The following is a 22,810-nucleotide window of genomic DNA, read 5'->3' on the forward strand; positions in this document are numbered from 1 at the left end:
AGTGTTCAATCCAGAAAAACGTAGAGGCACGTGCGCCGCGGACGGCGCACTCTGAAGTCAAATTCAGGGCAATGACGGGGCTCACTTCTTCGGCCCCAGGCGTTTGAGCAGGGTGTCGAGGGTCGCCTGGTTCATGCCTTTGGCCAGCGGGAAGTCCGACGGCATCAGCGTCCCGGCCTGCGGGTCGAGGCAATGCCCGACCAGCGCTTGCAAGTGCTCAAGCAGGCGGCCAGGCAAGCGGCGGTCGGCGCTCGGGGTGACGCTGTGCCATTCGACACGCAGTACGCCGTCTTCCAGCCAGGCCACCACTTCACGGCCATGGGTCACCCGGTTGGCTAACGCCACTTCCGGCGGCGGGGTCAGGGTGCTGGCGCGCAACCAACCCTGCGGCGTTTGCTCATGCCCCAGGTAGTTGAACAGCACATCGCCACTGCCCGGCGGCAACTCGCCGCATTGACGCAGCAGCCCATGGCCAAGGCCCTGGCCCGGCACGGCGCGCAAGGCTTCCTTGGCGTTGCGCACCCGATCGCCGGGGGCTCCGCTGGAATTCACGCGCAACGGGAACAGGGTGGTGAACCAACCGACGGTGCGGCTGACATCCAGGCCTTCGAACGGCGCATCGCGGCCATGGCGCTCCAGATCCACCACGATGTCGGCGCGGCTTTCGGCTTCCGCCAGGGTGGCGGCGAGGGCGGCAATCAGCAGTTCTTCCGGTTGCGTGCGGTACGCGGCCTGGGACTCGGTCAGCCATTGGTGGGTGCGGGTGGCATCCCAGCGAGCCGACAACGTCTGCCGCTCGGCGACTGTGGCCACCGGCGGGATGTTCGCGGTGGTCTGGGCGTTCCAGTAGCGCTGTTCGGTACCGACCGTGGCCACATGGGCGTGCAGGTGCTCGGCCCATTGCCGGTAGGACGTGGTTTTCGCCGGCAGACTCGGCTTCTCGCCACGTTCCAGCCCTTGATACAGCTGCTGGAAATCTTCCAGCAACGGCGTCCACGACACCGCGTCGACGACTAGGTGATGCGCGACCAGATACAGGCGTTGCGGTTCGCCCTCCAGCAAGGCCGCCGCGAACAGTGGACCGTGTTGCAGGTCCAGGTTTTGCGCGATGCTTTCCAGTTGCTCCAAATGCTCGCAGCACGTCAATTGCGCGGGTGCAACGGGGGCGAGGCGTGCTTGCCATTGCCCGTCAACCTCGGTGAAGCGCAGGCGCAAGGCATCATGATGGGCGACCAGTCGGTCCAGCGTTGCCTGCACGAGGTCCGGCTGCAGACGACGGTCGCTGTCGGCCAACACCGACTGGTTCCAGTACGCGGCCTGCGGCTGTTGTTGGTCGAAGAACCACTGATGCAACGGCATCAACGGCATCGGACCGGTCACGTCGCCTTGTTCGGCCAGGGTCAGCAACGGACTGGCCACCTGAGCCAAGGCCGCCGGGGTCGGCGAGCGGAACAGGTCTTTTGGCGTGAGCGAGTAGCCTTGCTCACGCAGCCGCGAGATCAGCTTCAAACCGAGAATCGAATCACCGCCCAGGGCGAAGAAACTGTCCGAGGTACCGACCTCGCGACCACCGGTCAAGGCTTCGCCGAGCAGTTCGCCGAACAACTGGCAAAGCAGGGTTTCCAGTTCATTGCGCGGTGCGGCGTAATCTTCCTGAGTCTGTGGCAATGGCAGGGCGGCCAAGGCCTTGCGGTCGATCTTGCCGTTGGCTGTCAGGGGTAGGGCCGGTACTTCGACCCATACCGCTGGCACCATGTACGCCGGCAGCTCGGCGCTGAGTAGGGCGCCCAGCTCCGATTGCGCAGCGCTGCTGCTGTAGAACGCCACCAAGCGGTTGTCGATCACCAGGGTGCAGGCGCCGGTGATTTCAGGCTGGTTCAGCAGCGCTGCATCGATTTCCCCCAGTTCGATCCGCTGACCGCGCAGTTTCACCTGATGGTCGAGACGCCCCAGGTATTCGATGTTGCCGTCGGCGAGGAAGCGGCAACGGTCGCCGGTGCGGTACAGGCGATCACCGTCGATGAACGGGCTGGCGAGGAAGCGTTCCTCGGTCAGGTCCGGCCGTTTCAGGTAACCCCGAGCGACGCCGACCCCGCCGATGTACAGCTCGCCGATGCTGCCGATCGGCAGTGGCTGCATTGCCTCGTCGAGAATGTACAACCGCAGGTTGGCGATCGGTTGGCCGATCGGCACGATCAGGTCGTCCACCGAGCAACGCCATACCGAGACGTCGATCGCCGCTTCGGTCGGGCCATAGAGGTTGACCAGCGCGGCCGGGTGTTGGCTCATGAAACGCCGCACCAGATCCACCGGCAGCGCTTCACCACTGGCGAACACCTGACGCAGGCTGTGGCAGTCGGTCAGGCTCGGCTCTTCGACAAAGGCGCGCAGCATCGATGGTACGAAGTGCAGGGTGGTGACCTGCTCCTGCTGGATCAATTGGCTGAGGTATGCCGGATCGCGATGACCGTCCGGACGAGCCACCACCAGCGTCGCACCGGTGATCAGCGGCCAGAAGAACTCCCACACCGACACGTCGAAGCTGTACGGGGTTTTCTGCAAGACGCGGTCGTTCGGGCCAATCGGGAAGGCGTCCTGCATCCAGTGCAGACGGTTCATCAAGGCGCCGTGTTCGTTCATCACGCCTTTGGGTTGGCCGGTGGAACCGGAGGTGTAGAGCACGTAGGCCAGGTCGTTGGCGCTGACGCTGATCGGTTCTCCGGCAGGCGCTGGTGGCAGGGCATCCAGCGTCCAGGCCTGGTGTCCGGCCGGCAAACGCGCCAGCCACTGCGGTTGAGTCAAGCTGACCTGGGCGTCAGCGTCGGCAATCAGGAACGCCAGACGCGCAGCCGGCAGTTCCGGATCCAGCGGCAACCACGCCGCACCGGCATGCACGATGCCGAGCAGGGCCACGACCATTTCCACCGAGCGCTGCATGCACACCGGGACGATGGCGCCGTAGCCAATACCGGCAGCACGCAAGGCCCGGGCGACGGTTTGCGCGCGCTGATCGAGCTCGGCATAACTCAGGCGCTGGCCTTCGAACACCAGTGCCGGAGCGTTGGGGCTCAGCGCCGCTTGTTGGGTCAGGGCGGTGTGCAGGTTGCTCGGGCCGCTGTAATGACGTTCGGTAGCGTTCCAGCGATCCAGTTGCTGCTGATCCTGTTGTTGCGGGAACAGTTCAACCAGCGCCAGCTCCGGTGTCGCCACCAGAGCGTCCAGCAGGGCACACCATTGCGCGCTCCAGCGCTGCATCGTCGACTCGTCATACAGCGCCGCCTGGTATTCCAGCGCGAGGCTCATGTCGCTGCCGTCGTCCTGGACTTCCCAGCTCTGTTCGAACTTGGCATCGATCACCGGCAGCGTCTGCTCTTCGATGTTCAGCCCCGGCCATTGGCTGCTGTCCATGCGGCCGTGGTTGAGGGAGAACATCACCTGGAACAGCGGCGTGCGGTTAAGGTCGCGGCGTTGGGCCACGGCGCCGACCAAGGTGGCGAACGGCAGGTCGGCATGGGCCTGAGCTGCGCGCAGGTCTGCTTCAACGCTGGCGAGCAACTGCTCAGCCGGGGCCTGTTGGTCGACTTCACCGCGAATCACCAAGGTGTTTACCAGGCACGCCAGCAGCGCCTGGGCTTGTGGCTGATCACGTTGATCGGCCGGGGTGCCAAGGCGAATATCACGCTGACCGCTGTAGCGGGCGAGCAGGGCAGTCAGGGCAGTGGCCAGCACGACATAGGTGGTGGTGCCGCGTTGACGGGCGAACTGGCGGATCGCCTCGGCTCGCTGGGCGCCGAGGCTGACAGTCAGTTGTTGGGCGCGACGATCCGCTTCGGCAGCGCGTGGATGGTCAAGCGGCAGGTCGAGTTGGTAGTCGTCCTGGCCGAGGTGGTTTTTCCAGTAATCCAGGCTGTCGTTGCGCCGAGCCTGGGTGTCCGGGTGCTGCTGCCACAGGGCGAAATCGACATAGTCGACGTCCAGCGCCGCCCAGACGGGCGACTGCCCGTTCAGGCCGGCGCTGTAGGCCTGGGCCAGTTCGTCGATCAGCAATTGCATGGCCCAACCGTCGGTAGCGCTATGGTGCAGGCACACCAGCAACAGGCTTTCGTCGCTGCCTTGACGTTGCAACAGCTGCGCGCGCCAAGGTGCGGCGGCAGCCAGGTTGAACGGTGCCATCAGCTCGTTCCGAGCAACGGCGCACGCCGCCGCCCAGTCTTGTGTGGCGACCGAAGTGACCGCGAGCGCCGGGCCGTGATCGTCGATCAACAACTGCGGCTCGCCCTGGACTTCGACAATGCGGCTACGTAGCACCAGGTGGCGCTCGCTGACCTGCTCGAACGCCTCACGCAAGGCCTGGACCTGAAGCTCGCCACGCAAGGTCAGGGCGAACGGCATGTGGTACTCGCGGGAATCCGGCACCAGGCGGCTGAGCATCCAGAACCGTTGCTGAGCCAGACCGAGTGGCAGTTGTGTCGGACGCAGCTGTGCGGTGATCAGTTCGCCCGGCATCGCCGCGCGCAGATGACCGGCAAGCGCCGCCACCGTTGGTTGGGCAAATACCAGCGCCAGCGGCAGGGTGGCGCCGAGGCGTTCACGGACCCGGGCGACCAGCCGGGTGGCCAGCAAGGAGTGGCCACCGAGGTGGAAGAAGTGATCATCGATTCCCACCGACGGGCATTCCAGCAGTTCGCTGAACAACTCGCAGAGCACCGTTTCAGTGGCGTTGCGCGGTGCTGTGCGTGGCTGGTCACTTTTCGTTTCAGGCAATGCCATGTCGGCCAGCGCCTTGCGGTCGAGCTTGCCGTTGCTGTTGAGTGGCAGGCTGTCGAGTTGCACCAAAAGGCTTGGGAGCATGTGCGAAGGCAGGCTGTCGCTCAATGCCGCGCGCAGTCCGGCTTCTTCGGCGTCACCGCACCAGAAGCTCACCAGGCGCTGATCAAGCAACAGCGTGGCGGCATCGCGAACGCCGGTCTGTGCCAGCAATTCAGCGTCGATTTCCCCCAGTTCGATTCGTTGGCCACGCAGTTTCACCTGATGGTCGAGACGCCCCAGGTATTCGATGTTGCCGTCGGCGAGGAAGCGGCAACGGTCGCCGGTGCGGTACAGGCGATCACCGTCGATGAACGGGCTGGCGAGGAAGCGTTCCTCGGTCAGGTCCGGCCGTTTCAGGTAACCCCGAGCGACGCCGACCCCGCCGATGTACAGCTCGCCGATGCTGCCGATCGGCAGTGGCTGCATCGCCTCGTCGAGAATGTACAACCGCAGGTTGGCGATCGGTTGGCCGATCGGCACGATCAGGTCGTCCACCGAGCAACGCCATACCGAGACGTCGATCGCCGCCTCGGTCGGGCCATACAGGTTGACCAGCGCGGCCGGGTGTTGGCTCATGAAACGCCGCACCAGATCCACCGGCAGTGCTTCGCCGCTGGCAAACACCTGACGCAGGCTGTGGCAGTCGGTCAGGCTCGGCTCTTCGACAAAGGCGCGCAGCATCGACGGTACGAAGTGCAGGGTGGTGACCTGTTCCTGCTGGATCAATTGGCTGAGGTACGCCGGATCGCGATGACCGTCCGGACGAGCCACCACCAAGGTGGCGCCAGTGATCAGCGGCCAGAAGAACTCCCACACCGACACGTCGAAACTGTACGGGGTTTTCTGCAAGACGCGGTCGTTCGGGCCAATCGGGAAGGCGTCCTGCATCCAGTGCAGACGGTTCATCAAGGCGCCGTGTTCGTTCATCACGCCTTTGGGTTGGCCGGTGGAACCGGAGGTGTAGAGCACGTAGGCCAGGTCGTTGGCGCTGACGCTGATCGGTTCACCGGCAGGCGCTGGTGGCAGGGCATCGAGGGTCCAGGCCTGGTGTCCGGCCGGCAAACGCGCCAGCCACTGCGGTTGAGTCAAGCTGACCTGGGCGTCAGCGTCGGCAATCAGGAACGCCAGACGCGCAGCTGGCAGTTCCGGATCCAGCGGCAACCACGCCGCACCGGCATGCACGATGCCGAGCAGGGCCACGACCATTTCCACCGAGCGCTGCATGCACACCGGGACGATGGCGCCGCAGCCAATACCGGCAGCGAGCAAGGCCCGGGCGACGGTTTGCGCGCGCTGATCGAGCTCGGCATAACTCAGGCGCTGGCCTTCGAACACCAGTGCCGGAGCGTTGGGGCTCAGCGCCGCTTGTTGGGTCAGGGCGGTGTGCAGGTTGCTCGGGCCGCTGTAATGACGTTCGGTAGCGTTCCACTCGACCAGTTGCCGTTGACGTTCCGGCACCGTCAACGGTGACCAGTCGCCGAGGCGAGTCTGTGGTGCATCGAACATGGTTTCGAGCAACTGTTGCCATTGCGCCAACCAACCTCGGGCCGTGGTTTCGCTGAACAGCGCGGCGCGGTATTCGAGCAATACCGACAGCACCTCGCCGTCATGCACTTCCCAGTTCAAGTCGTACTTGGTGGCCTGAGCGGTCACCGCGCGTTCGCGCACCTGCAATTGCGGCCAGTGGCTGGCCGAAGTGTCGGCGTTCTGCATCACGAACAACACCTGGAACAGCGGCGTCTGGCCGAGGCTGCGTTCTGGCGCCAGGTGCTCAACCAGCTGATCGAACGGCACGTCCTGATGCTGCTGGGCATCCAGCACGCGGTTGCGTACCTGGCTCAGCAAACCTTCGAAATCCAGCGCCGGGTCGAGGTCGGCGCGCATCACCAGGGTGTTCACGAAGCAACCGATCAGCGGCTGCAGTTCGGCCAGCGGACGCTGGCCGACCGGACTGCCGATCCGTACGTCGCGCTGGTTGGCGTAGCGCCCCAACAGCAGTTGCGCTGCACTGAGCATCAACATGTACAGGGTGGCGCCGCGTTGTTGGGCGAACTGCCGCAAACGTCCCACCAGTTCTGCCGGCAACTGCAGTTGTACCGCGCCGGCGACCGGGTCCAGCTGGTTTGGACGCCCCTGCTCGGTGGGCAGGTCCAACAGGTAATTGCCGTCTTCCAATTGCGTGCGCCAGTACTCGAGTTGACCACGGAACAATGCCTGCTGCCCTGATTCGCGCTGCCAGAGCGCGTAATCCGGGTATTGCAGCGCCAGATTCGGCAGTGCGGCGACGGTGCCCAGGCATTGAGCGGCGTAGAACTGCGCGAGTTCATCCAGCAGGTTCTGGCTGGATGCATCGTCGGTGGCGCAGTGGTGCACGGTCAGCAACAGCAACGCCTGGGCGCGACCGTTGCGCTGTATCAGCGTGGCGCGGATCGGCGCTTGGGTGGCAAGGTCGAAACGGTGTCCGGTTTCGGCGTGGATGGCATCAAAGGTCAGCTGTTGCCAGGTATCGTCGGTGGCCGCGTCCAGCGCTGTCACGCGCAAGGTGAGGTGGGCGTCGGTTTCGATGATCAGCGCCAACTCGCCAGCGGTATCGCGCACGATCCGGCTGCGCAGGATTTCGTGGCGTTGAACCACGCTGTTCAGGGACGACTGCAAGGCCTGGGTGTTCAGCTCACCGTCGAACTGCACGGCGCTGACCACGTTGTATTCGCCACCGCCGGCGCTCAATTGCTCGAGGAACCACAAGCGTTGCTGTTCGAACGACAACGGCAAACGGGCGGGACGTGCCATCGGGATGAAGGTCGCCGCTGGCGCATGCAGCGGCTCACCCAACAGGTCGGCCAGCGCGTCGAGGGTTGGGTGTTCGAACACTGCACGTAGTGACGGAACCGTGGCGAACTGTTGGCGCAGACGGGCAAACAGCACCGCCGCCAGCAGCGAATGACCGCCGAGGTAGAAGAAATGACTGTCGCGACCAATCTGGGTCAGCGGCACGTTCAGCAGCTCGGACCACAGGGCGGCGAGTTGCTGTTCGGCGACAGTGCGCGGAGGGTCCTGCGCATCCGGTTCAGCCTGGATGTCCGGCGCTGGCAGGGCCTTGCGGTTGAGTTTGCCGTTGTCGGTCAGCGGCAATTCATCGAGCAGCACGAACGCTGACGGCACCATGTAGTCGGGCAGGGCGGCGCCGATGGCTTTGCGCCAGGCGTTGATGTCGGCCTGCTGGTCGCAGGTGACATACGCCACCAGACGCTTGTCGCCGGGCAGGTCTTCTCGGGCCAGCACCACCGCCTGACGGACACCCGGTTGGGCGCCGATCAAGGCTTCGATTTCACCCAGCTCGACACGGAAACCACGGATTTTCACCTGATGGTCCATGCGCCCCAGGTATTCGAGCTGACCGTCGGGCAGCCAGCGCACCAGGTCGCCGGACTTGTACATCCGCGCACCCGCCAGCGGTGAGAACGGGTCTTCAATGAACACCTTCGCGGTCTGTTCGGCGCGGTTGAGGTAGCCCAGGGTCACGCCGGCACCGCCGATGTGCAGTTCACCCGGTACGCCGACCGGCATCGGATTGAGAAAGGCATCGAGCACGTAAGTGCGCACGTTGGCAATCGGCCGCCCGATGATCGGACGCTGCGGGTAGTCATCGACGGCGCACCCGGTCGCATCAACGGTGCATTCGGTGGGGCCGTAAGTGTTGAAGAAGCGGCTGCCGGCAATCGATGGCAGGCGCTGCCAGAGCTGCGCATCCACCGCGTCGCCACCGAACAGCACGAAGCGCGGCAGGTAAACCTCGCCCCGGCGCACGCCGTCGCTTTCGAGCAAGACCTTGAGCTGCGCCGGGGTGCATTCGAAAGCGTCCAGGTGGGTTTCGCGGAAAAACTGCGCCAGTGCCTCGGGGTCGTAGCGCACGTCCTCCGGGGTCAGGTACAGGCTATGGCCGTCGAGCAGCAAGATGAGCTCGGCCACCGAACTGTCGAAGGCAAACGAATAGTTGAAACTGCTGCGCATCGGCTGATCGGTGTAGCGCCGATACAGGCCATGGATGCGCGCCCAGGCCAGGTTGACCACCGAACCGTTGGTGACCAATGTGCCCTTTGGCTTACCGGTCGAGCCGGAGGTGTACATGATGTAGGCCAGGTCATCGGGACCGGCCAGTGGCGTGAGGTTGTTGTCCGGCTGATCGGCGAACAGGGCAGCGTCGCTGTCCAGGCGCAAGCGCGGCAGTTCGGTACCCAGCTGCTCCAGTAAGCCCTGCTGGCCGAGGAACAACGCAGGTTGCGCGTCTTCGAGCATGTACGCCAGACGATCCACCGGGTAGGTCGGGTCCAGCGGCACGTAGGCGCCACCCGCTTTGAGAATGCCCAGCAAACCGATCAACAACTCCAGCGAGCGCTCGACACACAGCGCCACCGGGCGATTGGCGACCACGCCTTGACTGCGTAGGTAATGCGCGACCTGATTGGCCCGACGGTTCAGTTCGCCGTAGCTCAGGCTGCGGCCTTCGAAGCACAGCGCGTCACGCTCCGGGGTGCGCTCGGCCTGCTGCTCAAACAGTTGGGCGAAGGTCAGGTGTTGCGGCACCTCCATCTCGGTACGGTTCCACTCGACCACGGTGCGCTGCCATTCCGCTGCCATCAACAGCGGCAGGGCGGCCACCGGGCGTTGCGGCTCGGCGAGCATTTGCTCAAGCAAGTGTTCCAGGCGGGCGAGGGTTTGGCGGGCGCTGTCGGCGGCGAACAGATCCAGGGCGAACATCAGCTCCAGCTGGATCGGCGTATTGGCCGGGCACAGCACGTGCAGGTCCAGATCGCATTCGGACTGTTTGAGCGGGGTGTCGAGGGCTTCGAATTCCAGCCCCGGGAAGCGTAACCGCGATTCCATGGCCAGTTGCTGGGCGACCATCACTTGATACAGCGGCGCATGACTGAGGCTGCGCGGCAGTTGCAGGCTGTCCACCAGTTGCTCGAACGGCAGATCCTGATGCTGCAAACCCTCGCGCAGACGCTGGGCCACCTGGCCGACCAGCGCGGTGAAATCCGCTTGCGGTTCAAAGTCGGCACGGATGGCCAGGTTATTCAGCAAAATGCCGAGCAAACCTTCGGTGCCCGGTTGTTCACGGTGGGTGACCGGGGTGCCGATCAATACTGTGGCATCGCCACTCAAACGGTGCATCAGCACGGCGAAGCCTGCGAACAACACGGTGAACGGTGTAGTGCCCAGGCGACTGGCAAAGGCTTGCACCCGACCACTGAGGTCGGCGCTGAGTTCACGCTGCACAATGCCGGCGCGGTAGGTTTGCACCGAAGGCCGCGGATAGTCGGTGGGCAAGGCCAGCAGCGGACTGCCTTCGCTGTTGCGACGATCCAGCGTGGTGGTCCAGTAATCAAGTTGGCGCTTGAGTTCGGCGCCTTGCAGGTGTTCGCGCTGCCACAGGGCAAAATCGGCGTATTGCACCGCCAGGGCCGGGAGTTCGGCGGGCGCCCCGTTGCAACGGGCTTCATAACCGAGCGCCAGTTCGCGCAGGGCGATGGTCGCCGACCACGCGTCCGAGACCAGGTGATGCAGGGCGATGCCCAGCACATGTTCACCCGGTGCAACACGTAGCAGTCGTGCACGCAGCAACGGCGGCGAGGTCAGGTCGAACGGCTGCTCAAAGGTTTCTTGCAGGGCATTGAACTGCGCACCTTCGCGAGCAGTGGCGCCCAGGCCCGACAAGTCATCGAACGGCAATGCAATGTTCAGCGATTCGCTGATGTGCTGGCTGGGCACGCCATCAGTGCTGCGGATGCCGGTGCGCAGGATTTCATGACGCACCAGCAAGTCATTCAGGCTGGCGTGCAGCGCTTCGACGTTGAGTTCACCTTTGAGATGCAGGGCAAACGGGATGTTGAACAGCGTCGTGCCGGGCGTCAGTTGCTCGATGAACCACAGGCGTTGTTGCGAGAACGACAGCGGCAGTAGCGCCGGGCGCACCTGGGCTTTAGGCGCACTGATCGCGGCGGCTTGCGGCGCTGCAGCGTCAGCCTGGCGCGCGGCGATGGCGACAGCCAGCAGCGCCACCGTCGGTTGTTCGAACAGCACCCGCAACGGCAGGTCGAGTTTGAAATGGGTGCGCAGGCGCGCGACGATCTGGGTGGCCAGCAGCGAGTGGCCGCCGAGGGTGAAGAAGTTGTCTTCCACGCCTACGGTTTCGCGACCCAGAACCTCAGCCCAGATTTTCGCCACGGCAGCTTCCAGCTCGTTGCGTGGCGCAATGCTTTCCTGGGTATCGGCCTGCCAGTTCAGTTCCTGGGCGGCCAGGGCCTTGCGGTCGACCTTGCCGTTGTTGTTCAGCGGCAAACGCTCCAGGCACACGAACGCGGCCGGCACCATGTACGGCGGCAGTTGCGCGCGCAGGTGTTCGGTTAGCCCGTCGTTGCCCAAAGTATCGTCATGGGCCGACCAGTAGGCCACCAGCCAGGCTTCGCCAACGCTGTTTTCGCGCAGCAGCACGGCGGCTTCGCGAACGTTCGGGTGCTGGGCCAGACGGTGTTCGATTTCGGTCAGTTCGATCCGGTGACCGCGCAGTTTCACTTGCTGGTCGCGGCGGCCGAGGTATTCGATCACCCCATCGGCACGCCAGCGCCCGAGGTCACCGGTGCGGTACACGCGACCTTCAAGCTGCGGGTGGTCGATGAATGCGTCAGCGGTGCGTTGCGGATCGTGCAGGTAGCCGCGGCCGACGCCGACGCCACCGACACAGATTTCCCCGGCAACGCCAATCGGCACCGGCCGCAGCGCTTCGTCCAGCACGTACAAGCGGTTGTTGGCGGTCGGCTGGCCGATGGGCATATGGCTGACATTAGCGTCCGGCGCTTCGAAAATCGGCTGGAAGGCCACGTCGTCGGCACATTCGGCCGGACCGTAGGCGTTCATCAACGCGATGTCGGGGAAACGCGCAAACCAGTCCCGGGCCACGGTCGGCGGCAGCGCTTCACCGGTGGGCAGCACCCAGCGCAGATCGGGCAGTTGCAGGTCACACGGGCACAGCGCAAGCAGCGTGCGCATCAGGCTCGGGACAATTTCCAGCACGCTGAGGCGGTCGCTGGCGATGACTTGCAGAAGGCGTTGTGGGTCGTGCGCCACGTCGTCCGGCAGGATGTGCAGCGTGGCGCCCAGTACCGGCGCGGCGAGGAACTGCCACACGGAAATGTCGAAGGCCACCGAAGCGGTCTGTGGAATCCGGTCTTCGGCGTTCAGCCCCAGGGCCGGCACTTTGCCGAAGATGTTATTGAGCATGCCGCGTTGTTCGATCATCACGCCTTTGGGCGTACCGGTCGAGCCCGAGGTGAACAGCACGTAGGCCAGGCTGTCCGGGCCGCCGAGCAACGGCAGCGGCGCATCGTTGGCGGACTTCCAGCAGGCTTCGGCGAGCAGGCCGTCTCGTGCCTGATCGAGGCCGCTGAGCAACTGGTCGACCAGAGCGCTGCACTCTTCGCTGGCCACCAGCAACGGTGCGCGGGACAGGCTGAGGATTTCCCGCAGGCGCTCGGGCGGGTGATTGACTTCAAGGGGCAGCATAGCTGCGCCGGTCTTGAACACGGCAATCATCATGGTCAACAGCGCCAGACCACGCGGGGCCACCAGCGCGACCAGTTGATCTTCAACGGCACCGGCCTCGCGCAAGGCATGCGCCAGGCGCGTGGCGCGTTGATCCAGCTCGGCGTAGGTCAGGGATTCACCGTCGCAGATCGCAGCAATCTGCCCGCCGCGTTGGGCGACCTGGGCGGCAAACAGTTCGGCGTAACTATGATCCAGCGGGAAGTCGTGGGGATTGACGGCCCAGTCGCTCAACAGTTGCTGACGCTCATCAGCGGCCAGCAGTTCGAAACTGCCCAGCGGCGCATCCGCTGCGGCGAGCATGCTACGCACCAGGCTGGCGATGTGACCAAGCAAGCGCTGCACGGTCGGCGCCTCGAAACGCTCGCGATCGTAAGACACACGAATGCCCAACTGCTCGCCGGGCAGGATCACCACGGTCAATCCATAGTGGGTGTGCACGCTGTGGTCCATACCTTCGAGGCTGAACTGGAAACCGCCTTCCAGAATCTGCTCGTCGATCGGGGCGTTTTCGAACACCAGGATGCTGTCGAACAGGGTTTCGCCCCGGGGGAAATCACTCCAGCCCTGAATGTCGGTCAGGGGTGTGTGCTCAAAGTCGCGCATGTCGACGTTCAGCCCTTGCAGCGCGTTCAGCCAACTGCCGAGCGACGCGTCGGGGTCCACCGACACCCGCAGCGGCAGGGTGTTGATGAACAGGCCGATCATCTCTGCCACGCCGGTCAGCTCCGCCGGACGACCGGCGACGGTGACGCCGAACAGCACATCGCGTTGGCCGCTATAGCGTGACAGCAACAGCGACCAGACACCTTGGAAGAAGGTGTTCGGGGTGATCCGGTGGCTACGGCAGAACGCTGCCAATGCCTGGGTTTCCTGCTCGGTCAGGTGAATCAGCTGATCGTCCACCAGCACCGCGTCGGTGTAACGGTCGCGGCTCACGCCGTTGTCCACGGTCAGCGGTGTGGGCGCATTGAGGCCCTGCAACTGGCCACGCCAGAACTGCTCGGCCTTGCCTGCATCCTGACGTTGCAGCCATTGGATGTAATCGCGGAACGGGCGCGGGCTCTTGAGTTCAGGCGCGCGCTCATTGCACAGCGCCTCGTAGACTTTGAGGAAGTCCACGGTCACCAGGGAAATGCACCAGGCATCCATCAGGATGTGGTGGAAGCTGCGAATGAATTCGTAGGACTCATCGGCCAGTCGCACCAGGCGGAAGCGGATCAGCGGCGGCTTCGACAGGTTGAAACCGACTTTCTGTTCGTCCGCAAGCAACGTGCGGATCCGCCCTTCCTGTTCGTGCGGGGCGAGTCCGCGCAGGTCGAGGGTGTCCAGCGGCACCTTGACCTCGCGATGGATCACCTGCACCGGTTGTTTTTGGGTTTTCCACTGGAAACTGGCGCGCAGCGACGGGTGCAGCGCCACCACCTGGCGCCAGGATTCAAGGAATGCCACTTCATCAATGGCACCGCCGATGCGGTAGCGATCCTGCATCAGGTAAACGCCGGAGTCTTCATGCAGCAGGGAATGGAACAGCATCCCCTGCTGCAACGGCGACAGCGGGTAGATGTCTTCAATCGGATTGGCAGTGTTTTTTTCGGTGGTCATTGAAAGCGTCCTGCAAAAAAAGGGGCGACGGTGATGGCACGGCGGCGAGGGAAACCGGTCACAGGTTGGCCTCGCTCAGCTCGGCCATCAGCGCCTGCATTTCGTCATCGGACAGGCCCGAAGCGCTGAACTCGGCGCTATCGGCAAGCGGCTCGACGGTGTCAGCGGCCAGCGGCTGCGCGACTTCGGCCATGGCCGCGATGGTCTGGCGCTCGAAGACATGCTTGGCCGAGAGCGCAATGCCTTGCTCATGGGCCTGGGCCACCACTTGCAGGCTGAGAATCGAGTCGCCGCCGATGGCGAAGAAGTTCTCGGTGACGCTCACGGTCGACAGCTTCAAGACCTTGGCGACGATGGCTTGCAGGGTGGTTTCCATCGCAGTGCGCGGTGCCACGTGGGCGTCTTCGTCGAACTGGTCCGGGTCGGGCAACTGGCGGGTGTCGAGCTTGCCGTTGGGCGTGCGCGGGAAGGTCGGCAGGGTCAGCACTCGGGTCGGCACCATGTACGACGGCAGGCGTTCACCGAGAAAACGCTTGATCGCTTCCGAGTCCGGCGCATAGCCATGCGCCGCCACAATGTAGGCCAGCAGACGTTTGCCGGCGGCGTGCTCTTGCACGATCACCGCGGCTTCGCGCACATCGCTATGGCTGCACAGTTGACGCTCGATTTCCCCGAGTTCGATGCGGTAGCCGCGCAACTTGACCTGATGGTCCTTGCGCCCGAGGAACGCCAGGCGTCCGTCCGCCAGCCAGCACGCCAGATCGCCCGTGCGGTAGGCGCGGGTACCATCGGCCAGGGTGACAAAGGCCTTGGCGGTTTCTTCGGGTTTGTTGCGGTAACCGCGCGCCAGGGTCGGGCCGGCGAGGACGATTTCGCCCGGTTCACCGATGCCGCTGGTGACGCCGTGTTCGTTCAGCACCCGCAGGTCCATGCCTGCAATCGGACGGCCAATGGTCAAGGCGCGGCTCGGATCCAGCACTTCATAGGTGGCCCAGACCGTGGCTTCGGTGGGGCCGTATTCGTTCACCAACCGGGCTTGCGGCAAGGTCTTGCTGTGCTGGGCGATCAACGAAGGCGGGCAGGCTTCACCAGCGACAATCCAGCACTCAAGGCTGTTGGCACCGCCATCGCGTTGCAATTGATCGAGCAAAGCCTGATACAGCGACGGCAGCGACAGACCGTGGCTGACCCGATGCTGGGCAATCAACTGCGCCAGACGGGCCATCTCCAGTTCTTCGCCTGTGGCTGGCAGCACCAGACGGCCGCCCTGGGCCAGGGTCCAGAAAATCCCGGCGACCGAGCTGTCAAAGGCAAACGATGACAGCAGCAGGTAAGCGCGCACCGGCGCCTCATAGGCGGCCATGCGCACTTGGGTCGATAGACTGAGTGCGCCGTGGCTGATTTCCACGGCTTTCGGTGCGCCGGTGGAGCCAGAGGTGTAAATCAGATACGCCAGGTCGTCCGCAGCGGGCATGGGCAGTGGCGGCAGGTCACTGTTTTTTGCAGTTGTCAGATCGTCAAGCACAAAGCGTTGCAGACTGGCGGGCACGCTGTCAGCCAATTCGGCGCTGACCACGATATGCGCAATGGCACTGTCGGCGAGCATGTAGGCACGGCGATCCGCCGGGTAGGTCGGATCAACCGGCACGTAAGCGCCACCGGCCTTCAACACCGCGAGCATGGCGACGATGGCGAGGTTGCTGCGGGCGAACAGAATGCCGACGGGCACGCCCGGACCGATGCCGGCCGCCACCAGTTGATGGGCCAGATGCGTTGCGCAGGCATCGAGCCGGGCGTAGCTCAGGTCGCCGTCCTTGTCGCTGAGCGCGATGGCATTCGGCTGTTGCTGAACCTGACGGGCAATCAGCTCGACCAGGGTCACTGGTTCGATCGACGGCAAGTTCGGTTGGGCACCGATAATTTGTGCTTGAAGCGGCCCGTTCAGTGGCAGATGAGCCCAGGCTTGCTGCGGTTCGGCCAGCGCGCCCAGCAGCAGCTGCAGCCATTGTTCGGCGAGGCAGGCCGCCGCTTCGCTGCTTAACGTGTGGCGGTCGTAAACCACCTGAGCGTGCAAGCTGTCGGGCAATTGACGAACGTCCAGACAGGCCTTTACCGGGCTCATCACCGCGCTGGCATAGCGCTCCCAGGTATCGCCCGAACGCCAGGCGAAGGCGTAACCGCCAGTCAGGTCCTGGGTGTAATAGTCCTGCCAACCAACCGTCCGCTCGATCATGGCGCCGACGTGTTGGCTTTGCTCCAGCAGGGTCGCCTGGGCCTGCAGATCGATGCGCACCGGCAGGCACTGCTCGAACAAACCCAGCGCGTTTTCAAGTTCCGGGCCACGGCTTTCGTGGATCAGTGTGATCGGGACTTGCTGCTGGCCTGCGAGTCGTCCGAGTACTGCGGCCCAGGCTGTCAGCATCAGGTTTGAGGTCAGGGACGGATGGCGGGCGAGATCGGCGGGCACTGCGATCTCCAGGTGTGCCGGCGCAAACACTTTGCCGCTGGTGGATTCAAGCGACAGCTGCAAGGCCGGCTGTTCGGTTTCGCTTAATGGTTTCCAGAAGCTCACGCCCGGATGGTCCGGCTCGTCTTCCGTCAGGCTCCAGCGCCACTCAGCGTAATCGGCGTATTGCAGAGCTTCGGACAGGTTCGGTTGAGCGTCTTGCAACAGCGCAGCAGCCAGCAGTTTCAGGCTGGCGAGGTCGAAGTGGCTGCTGGCGGCGGCCAGGTCCAGTACCGATTGTTCATCCGACAGTTGCACCAGGGTCACGGACAGCGGGTTTGCCCAGTCGCGGGCCAGCGCAGCGAGGCTGGCCAGTGCAGCGTCCTGATCCGTGGGGCTGTGCCGACGCAAATCCTGTACGGTCACGGCCAGTGCACTAGTGTTGTGAATCACCTGCACCGGGTGCCGCAGACCCGGCACCGGCGTCAGGCGCGTGCGCAGGATTTCACTGTCGGCCATCAGTGCCAGCAGACGGCTGTTCAGCGAAATTGCGTCCACCGGACGGGACAACGACCACTGCAAATGACAACTGAACGGGTGTTCGGTCGCGCCGTTGATGTGCGGGTACACAGATGCCTGTTGCGGCGAAATACGAAAACCTTGAAGTCCGCTCATGTTCAACTCGACTAAAAATGGGGGCTTGAAACTGGGCCACGACAGCGGCGCTGAGGCTCGCCGAACAGATGTCAGGCAACCTCTGGCGAGCAACTGGTGTACCCGTTGAAAGTCAGACGGCGACGTCACTCTGCAGCAGGGCTTCGGCCATGCCGGTCATGATTGCGCGCTTGCCGGTGAACGGTTCGCGACCGTGCACCGCGAGCATGTTGTCGATGAACAACACGTCGCCCTGTTGCCAGCTGAAGCGCACCAGCGAGTCGAGGTAGGCCGCTCGCAGCGACTCCAGCACCTGCGGTTCAATCGGTTCGCCGTCGCCATAAAAAGTGTTGGTGGGCAGGTCGAGGTCGTTGAAGTTGCTTTGCAGCGAATCGCGGATCGCCGGGGGCAGGGTGCTGATATGAAAGAAGGTCGCGTGGTTGAACCAGACTTCTTCGCCGGTACGCGGGTGACGCACCACCGCCGGCCCGCGCTGGCGGGTACGCAGGCGGTTGTTTTCTTTCCATTCCACTTCGATGCCGACGCTGGCGCAGTAGGCTTCCACTTCACTGCGGTCTTCGGACTGGAACACGGTCTGCCACGGCAGGCCGAAACCGTCGCCATAGTTGCGCACATACAGCACGCCTTTTTCACGGAACCGCGCTTCGATGTCGGGGCTGATCTTTGCCTTCACCGCACGGGTCGAGCCGATCGGGGTTTGGCCACCGGTCTCGGACGGGATATGGCAGTAGAAGAACAAACGCAGCGGAAAGCGTGGCGAATAGGAATGTTCGTTGTGCGGAAAAATCATCTGGTCGGCCGGGTAGTCGGTCGAGGTATAAATGTTGCCGCCGACCCGGGTGCGCGGCGAGGCGCGGAACATGTATTCCAGCGCACCGGGGGAGAGGGCGGCGATCACCTGATCGAATTGCTCCACGGACAACACGGAGAACCCGCGAAACAGCAGGGCGCCGTATTGCAGCAGTTTCTTCTCAATGCTTTCACGTTCACGGGTCGCCCAGGCGACCAGATCGACGCCGCCGACCGCCGGCTCAATCACCAGCGGCAAGGCGTGGTCCGGGCTGAGCAGGCGCTCGCTGACCAGTTGCTGTTCCGAGACGTTCATGGCTTTGCGGCGCACAGCGCCGAGGGCGCGAGACGATGGGGGCACGATAGACATAAAGGCATCCAACTCGGTTAAAGGGTCAATGAGCGACGTTTGGTTTGCATCAGCTGGCTGCGACCGGCCAGGGCTTGGGACTGTTGGCGTTCGCGCTGGAAAACCTGATCCCATGCGCCGAGGCGTTCGGCCAGTGCCGGCAGCGATTCGTCCAACAGGTTCCGGGTTTCGCCCAACAGGCGCGTCCACAGGTGTTGCAGGCGCAAGGCGCGATCCTGATCGAAGCAGTCGCCGCGATACTTGAGGGTCGCGTCGATGCCTTCGGCACCGTGCACCAGATCGAGCACCAGATGAAAATCCCCCGGCGCCTGCGCCACGTCCAGCGCCGTCATGTGCGCACCGGCGATATCGGTCGGAGTTACCCGTGACGGTTGATAGTTGAGCTTGACCTGGAACAGCGGCGAGTGACCGGCACGACGCTCCGGCGCCAGTGCCGACACCACCAGATCGAAAGGCAGACCCTGATGGGCGTAGGCCAGTCGTGCCTGGTCGCGAACCCGCTCAAGGAAACCGGCCAGGGTCGGTTTGCCATGCAGGTCGCAGCGCAGGATCAGTTGGTTGACGAAGAAACCGATGACGTCGTTGTGTTCCGCCAACGGACGGCCGCTGACGTCGGTACCCAGCAGAAATTGCTCCTGGCCACCCAGTTGCTTGAGCACCAGCTGATAGCTGGCCAGCAACAGCATGAACAGGGTCATGCCTTGCTCGCGGGCCAGGGTTGCAAGGTGTTCGCAGGTCGCTTGAGGCACGCTGAAGTTCAGGCTGTGCTCGCCATGGGTCTGGCCGCTGCCACCTAGATCGAGGGTTTGCGGCACGTTTGCCAGATGCTCACGCCAGAAGTCTTGCTGCGCAGCAATCCGTTGTGCGCTCCAATGCCCGGTTTCCCAGTGGGCGAAATCCAGATATTGCACCGGCAGTTCGGCGTCGGTGACGCCGGCCAGTTCTGCCAGCAATACTTGCGCCGAGCGCCCGTCGAATGCGATGTGGTGCAGGGTCAGCAGCAGGTTGTGCCGCTCGTCGTTTCGGCTGAGCAGTTGAGCGCGCAGCAGCGGTCCGGTTTCCAGTTCGACCGGCGTGGCGTGTTCGTTGGCCAGGCAGTGTTGGAGTGCTTGCTGTTGCTGCGGCTCGCTCTGGTCACGCAGGTCGTGCCAGGTCAGTGGCACGGCGGTGGCCGGCAGCACCTGTTGCTGCGGGCCATTGACCCCGTCGCGATACACCGTGCGCAATACACTGTGACGGCTGACCAGCGTGTTCAGCCGCAGCGCCAGGGTTTCGATATCCAGCGGACCTTGCAGGCTCAGGTGCAACACCAGATTGTGCCGGGTGTCGTCCGGATTCAGTTGGCGCAAAAACCACAGGCGACTTTGCGCGAATGATTGACGACTTTGGCTAACGTTCGTACGTGCGGTCGAGGCGTTAGCCATCGGCGATGGCTCGCTCAGGAAACCCTGCAAGGCCAGCGCCCATTGCGCCAGGGTTTGTTCGCCGAACAGGCTTTGGGTGTCGAGCTTCCAGCCCAGATCCTTGTGCAGGCGAGCGGCGAAGTCGGCGACGCTGATGGAATCCAGACCCAAGCCGATCAAGCTGAGTTCGAAGTCTGCCGCGAGATACGGATTGACCTCGCGCAGGGTTTGTTCAAGCCATTGGCGGCAAGCGGTTTGCGCGAGTTGCGGCGTATTGCCCACCAACTGCTTCAGTTGAATGAGGTCAACGGTTTCGCTGTTCGGGGCGATCTGCCCGCCGCTCTGGGCGATGATGCTCAAAGTACCCGCAGCCAGCTGTTTGCGTGCACCCTGACGGGCGATCTTGCCGCTGGTGGTCATAGGGATGGTGCCAGCTTGCACCAGCACAATCTGATCGATGCCGCAGTCGGCGGCTTCGCGCACGGCGTTTTGCATCGACGCAAACAGCACCGGGTGATGCGCCGGGTCGACGAACTTGCGTTGTGGCTCGGCGACGATCACCAATTTCTCGCGACCCAGCAGCGGGTCCATTTCCGAAAACGCGGCGATGCGCCCGGTGCGAATGCCCGGCTCGGAATCGGTAATGGCGAATTCAATGTCGTGGGGGTACAGGTTGCGCCCGTTGAGAATCAGCAGATCCTTCAGACGCCCGCAGATCACCACCTGACCTTCGTGCATGAAACCCAGGTCGCCGGAACGCAGATAATTGCCGGGTTCGCCGACAATGCGCGCCTCAAAGGCTTCGCGGCTGGCTTCGGGGTTTTTCCAATAGGCTTCGGCGTTGCTCGGGCCGCTCAGCCAGATCTCGCCGATGCGATCGGCAGCGCAGCGTTCATGGCTCTGCGGATCGGCGATGGCGATGCTGTGCAAGGCCTGCGGATAACCGCAGGCGACGAATTCCACGGCGGCGGCATCGGTTGCCGCGAGGGCAACACGACCGGTTTCCAGTACGGCCTTGTCCAGACGCAACACCACGGGCAGGGCGTCGGCCGGCGTGGCGCTGACGCACAACGTCGCTTCGGCCTGGCCATAACCCGGACTGATCGCCAGAGGATTGAGACCGCAAGCGGCAAAGCGCTGGGCGAAGGCTTCGAGGGTGCCGGGGTGGATCGGTTCGGCGCCGTTGATTGCGTGTTGCCAGGCACTTAGGTCGAGCTGCGCGATCAGGTTGTCGCTGACCACCCGGTTGCACAGGGCAAAGGCGAAATTGGGGGCAAAACTGGCGGTGGCGCGGTAGCGGCTCAACGCCTGAAGCCAGGTAGACGGCGCGTTGACGAAGGTCTGCGAAGCCATCAGGTAGCAGGGCATACCGCTATAAAGCGGGGCCAGCATGCCACCGATCAAGCCCATGTCGTGGTACAGCGGCAACCAGTTGACCATGCCGCCATGCTCATCGAAACCGTAAGCCTGACGCATCAGTTCGACATTGGCGATCAGGTTGCGCTGGCGTACTTCAACGCCTTTTGGCGTGCCGGTGGAGCCTGAGGTGTATTGCAGGAAGGCAACGGTCGCACCGTCGACATTCGGGCGTTGCCAGTCACTGGCTGGCGGCACGCCCAGGTTCTGGACCGTCAACACGTCGACTTGGTTGTCCACCAGTTCCAGCAATGCCTGGCAATGATCCGCCGGTGCGAGGATTAGTGCCGGTTCGGCATCCACCACCACCTTGCGCACGCGGTCGAGGTGCCGGGGCTTGCGCGACGGAGGCGGGAACAACGGCACGGCAATCAGGCCGGCATATAAGCAGGCGCAAAACGCGCGTGCGTAGTCGAGGCTGCTGGGCAGCATCAACAACACGCGATCGCCCGCTGCGTAACGCGATTGCAGGGCGGCCGCGAGGGATCGGGACTGCTCGTGCAGTTGGGCAAAGGTCAGGGTTTCGCCGATCTCGACGCCGTCCGGCAAGAAGTGCAGGGCAGCACGCTGCGGGAAGTGCAGGGCGTTGGCCTCCAGCACTTCGATCCAGTGATTGAATGAGAACATGGTGGGATTCACGCCATGGCAACGATGACTTTGCGGTCACCGGTGTAAGGATTGCGGCCGTGTGCGACCAGTCGATTGTCGAGCATCAGGATGTCGCCGGGCCGCCAGGGGAAACTGATGGCGGTCTGGCGATAGACCTCGCGCACGGAATCGAGCACCACGTCGGGAATGGCCGAGCCGTCGCCGAAGTAAACGTGGCGGGGCAGGTTCTCTTCACCCACCGCGGCCAGCAGGCTGGCGCGCACGCCCGGCTCGATGGCCGACACGTGAAACAGGTGTGCCTGATTGAACCAGACCCACTCACCGGTATCGGGATGCTGCAGCACGGCGGCACAACGCTGGCGGGTGCGCAGGTCGCCGTCGGCTTTCCATTCCCACTCGATGTCGTTGTCCTGGCAATAGCGCTCAACCTGGGCACGGTCCTCGGTGTTGAACACCTTCTGCCACGGCAGATCCAGCGCTCCGCTGTAGTTGCGCACGTAGAGCAGCTCGCGACCGGCAAACAGTTCACGGATGTCAGCGGGCATGCGCTGGTAAATCAGGCGGCTGTCGGCAATCGGCGTTTCGCCACCGCTTTCACTGGCCTTGATGCAGTGGAACCAGATGCACGAAGGCCATGGCCGGGTGTAGGCCTGCTCGTTGTGCAGGGGAATGAATTGATGGGCCGGGTATTCGGTGGAGCTATAGACCCCGGCAAACACTTTGCTGCGCGGCGTGGAACCGAATTCGTAACTGGCCAGCGGCACGCCGAAACTGGCGGCGAAGCGCTTGAAATCGATGGGCGTGGCAACGGTGAAGCCTCGAAACAGCACCCCGCCAACGGTGGTCAGGATATGGGGCAACGTGTCGCGGATCGACGCGTCGAGGTCATGAATCGACTGTCCCGGTTTCGCCAGTACCAGCACGGGCAACGTTGGCTCGCGGCCATCCATTGGAGCATTGGATAAGGGTTCGGAACGCCCGCTCAGGTGTTCGATTGAAGTCATCCTTGCGCATCCTTTTTATCTTTCTCGGTCAGGCGGAATGACGTTGGCAAACCCGAAAATCGGGGCAAGGTTGCCAGGACAA

The 22,810-nt window shown here is 63.6% G+C and carries 5 protein-coding genes; all 5 read right to left on the reverse strand.

Features of this window, described 5'->3' with window-relative positions; genetic code table 11:
- Nucleotides 1–81: 81 nt before the first annotated feature.
- The 5 genes from AC07O1_RS25000 to AC07O1_RS25020 all read right to left on the reverse strand — a co-directional run bounded on the left by AC07O1_RS25000 (nt 82) and on the right by AC07O1_RS25020 (nt 22,728).
- Nucleotides 82–14,016: a non-ribosomal peptide synthase/polyketide synthase gene (locus AC07O1_RS25000; RefSeq protein ID WP_495090504.1), complete on the reverse strand. Its 13,935-nt coding sequence runs from the start codon at nt 14,014–14,016 to the stop codon at nt 82–84.
- Between the two features lie 58 nt (nt 14,017–14,074).
- Nucleotides 14,075–17,137 (reverse strand): non-ribosomal peptide synthetase, encoded by a 3,063-nt coding sequence (locus tag AC07O1_RS25005; protein WP_495090505.1) that lies wholly within the window; start codon nt 17,135–17,137, stop codon nt 14,075–14,077.
- Between the two features lie 112 nt (nt 17,138–17,249).
- Nucleotides 17,250–18,296, reverse strand: coding sequence for a TauD/TfdA family dioxygenase (locus AC07O1_RS25010; protein ID WP_495090506.1), 1,047 nt, complete (start codon nt 18,294–18,296; stop codon nt 17,250–17,252).
- Nucleotides 18,297–18,313: 17 nt separating this feature from the next.
- Nucleotides 18,314–21,742, reverse strand: a complete 3,429-nt coding sequence (locus AC07O1_RS25015) for a condensation domain-containing protein (RefSeq protein ID WP_495090507.1) — start codon at nt 21,740–21,742, stop codon at nt 18,314–18,316.
- 8 nt (nt 21,743–21,750) lie between these two features.
- Nucleotides 21,751–22,728, reverse strand: coding sequence for a TauD/TfdA family dioxygenase (locus AC07O1_RS25020; RefSeq protein WP_495090508.1), 978 nt, complete (start codon nt 22,726–22,728; stop codon nt 21,751–21,753).
- Nucleotides 22,729–22,810: the final 82 nt, after the last annotated feature.

Source organism: Pseudomonas sp. GW821-FHT07G10, from assembly GCF_059418545.1.

Coding starts and splice junctions, on each gene's coding strand:
- AC07O1_RS25015 (WP_495090507.1), bottom strand. CDS start 21,742: ATGTTCTCATTCAATCACTGGATCGAAGTGCTGGAGGCCAACGCCCTG.
- AC07O1_RS25000 (WP_495090504.1), bottom strand. CDS start 14,016: ATGACCACCGAAAAAAACACTGCCAATCCGATTGAAGACATCTACCCG.
- AC07O1_RS25010 (WP_495090506.1), bottom strand. CDS start 18,296: ATGTCTATCGTGCCCCCATCGTCTCGCGCCCTCGGCGCTGTGCGCCGC.
- AC07O1_RS25020 (WP_495090508.1), bottom strand. CDS start 22,728: ATGACTTCAATCGAACACCTGAGCGGGCGTTCCGAACCCTTATCCAAT.
- AC07O1_RS25005 (WP_495090505.1), bottom strand. CDS start 17,137: ATGAGCGGACTTCAAGGTTTTCGTATTTCGCCGCAACAGGCATCTGTG.